Annotated in this window: 2 protein-coding genes; both read left to right on the top strand. The window is 75.7% G+C overall.

Annotation, left to right across the window (positions count from 1 at the left end; genetic code table 11):
* Positions 1-79 precede the first annotated feature (79 nt).
* A complete protein-coding gene (gene egtB, locus VR44_RS37680) occupies positions 80-1402 on the top strand; it encodes an ergothioneine biosynthesis protein EgtB (protein WP_094192179.1) in 1323 nt (440 codons plus the stop codon).
* On the top strand, positions 1402-2160 hold the full coding sequence (gene egtC / locus VR44_RS37675; RefSeq protein ID WP_045952179.1) for an ergothioneine biosynthesis protein EgtC: 759 nt from the start codon (positions 1402-1404) through the stop codon (positions 2158-2160). The genes egtB and egtC overlap by 1 nt, the downstream gene beginning before the upstream one ends.
* The last annotated feature ends 112 nt before the right edge of the window (positions 2161-2272 follow it).

Genomic DNA, 2272 nt, shown 5'->3' with positions numbered 1-2272 from the left:
GGGCCGCTCCGGCAGCCGTGGAAGACACCGGCCCGGCGGCGCACCGCCGGCGGCCGCCCGCCGCGAAGGGACCGCGCCCGTGACCACCGAGACCCACCCCGAGATCCGTCCCGCGGCGCTGCGCGAGCGGGCCGCGGCCGCCCTGGCCGCCGCCCGGGCCCGAACGGCCGGGCTCACCGACGTCGTCAGCGACCCGGACCTGACCGCGCAGCACTCCCCGCTGATGTCCCCGCTGGTGTGGGACCTGGCGCACATCGGGAACCAGGAGGAGCTGTGGCTGCTGCGCAACGTGGCCGGCCGGGAGTTCCTGCGTCCCGAGATCAACTCCCTGTACGACGCGTTCCAGCACCCGCGCGCCGAACGGCCGAAGCTGCCGCTGCTGGGCCCGGAGGAGGCCCGCCGGTACGCGGCCGAGGTCCGCGGGCGGGTGTTCGACCTGCTGGACCGCACTCCGCTGGAGGGGACGGCCCTGCTCGACCGCGGGTTCGTCTTCGGGATGATCGCCCAGCACGAACAGCAGCACGACGAGACCATGCTGATCACCCACCAGCTGCGGGCCGGCGACCCCGTGCTGGCCGCACCGGACCCGCAGCCGCCGCAGGGCCCGCCCCCGCCCGCGGCCGAAGTGCTGGTGCCGGGCGGCCCGTTCACCATGGGGACCTCCGTCGAACCGTGGGCCCTGGACAACGAACGGCCCGCGCACGTACGCGAGGTGGGTGCCTTCTGGATCGACACGGTGCCGGTGACCAACGCCGCCTACCAGGCGTTCATCGCGGACGGCGGCTACACGGACCCCCGCTGGTGGGCGGCCGAGGGCTGGGAGCAGATCCGCGCCCACGGCATCGGGGCCCCGCTGTTCTGGCGGCGTGAGGCGGGCCAGTGGCTGCGCCGCCGGTTCGGGGTGACCGAGCCGGTGCCCGACGACGAACCGGTGCTGCACGTGAGCTGGTACGAGGCCGACGCCTACGCCCGCTGGGCGGGACGCCGGCTGCCCACCGAGGCGGAGTGGGAGAAGGCGGCCCGCCACGACCCGGCCACCGGCCGCTCCCGCCGCTACCCCTGGGGCGACGCCGACCCGGATCCCGTCCGCGCCAATCTGGGGCAGCGCCACCTGCGGCCGGCCCGCGTCGGCTGCTACCCGGCCGGGGCCTCCCCGCTGGGGGTGCGCCAGCTCATCGGCGACGTGTGGGAGTGGACCGCCTCGGACTTCCTGCCGTACCCGGGGTTCCGGGCCTTCCCGTACCGGGAGTACTCGGAGGTGTTCTTCGGGCCGGAGCACAAGGTGCTGCGCGGCGGCTCGTTCGCGGTGGACCCGGTGGCCTGCCGGGGCACGTTCCGCAACTGGGACCTGCCGGTGCGCCGGCAGATCTTCTCCGGATTCCGCACCGCGAGGGACGTCTGATGTGCCGTCACCTGGCCTATCTGGGACCGGACATACCCCTGGGAGTGGTGCTCGGCGATCCGGAGCACTCCCTCGTGCGGCAGTCCTGGGCGCCGCGCCGGCAGCGGTACGGCACGGTCAACGCCGACGGCTTCGGCGTGGGCTGGTACGCGGCCGGGGACCCGGTGCCCGCCCGCTACCGGCGCGCCGGGCCGGTGTGGGGGGACGAGGGTTTCGCCGACCTGTGCCGGGTGGTGCGCAGCGGGGCCGTGCTGGCCGCCGTACGGGACGCCACGTTCGCGGGGGCGGACGGGGAGGCCGCGGCGGCGCCGTTCGCCTCGGGGCCCTGGCTCTTCAGCCACAACGGCGCGGTCCGGGGCTGGCCGGACGCGGCGGCGCCGCTCGCCTCCGCCCTGCCCGTGCACGAGCTGCTGGAACTGGCCGCGCGCACCGACTCGGCGCTGGTGTGGGCGCTGGTGCTGCACCGGCTGCGGCAGGGCGACGACCCGGGCACGGCCCTGGCGGAGGCGGTCCGCGAACTGGCCGCCGCGGCCCCCGGCTCCCGGCTGAACCTGCTGCTCACCGACGGGGCCTCGATCGCCGCCACCGCCTGGGGCGATTCCCTCTGGTACCTGCCCGCCCACCCCTCGGGGCGGGTGGTGGTGGCTTCCGAGCCGTACGACGACGACACCGGCTGGTGCGAGGTGCCCGACCGGACCCTGCTGACCGCCACCCGCACGCGGGTCGCCCTGATCCCCCTCAAGGAGAGCACCCTGTGAGCGACTTCGAGATGACCCGGACCCTCGACGAGCACGCCGCCGACAGGGCGCTGCGCAAGGACGTCCTGCGCGGGCTGACCCGCGTCCCCAAGGAGCTGCCGCCGAAGTGGTT

The sequence above is a fragment of the Streptomyces katrae genome, from assembly GCF_000966975.1.
Taxonomy (GTDB): Bacteria; Actinomycetota; Actinomycetes; order Streptomycetales; family Streptomycetaceae; genus Streptomyces; species Streptomyces katrae.
This window is presented reverse-complemented; position numbering and strand designations above follow the sequence as displayed.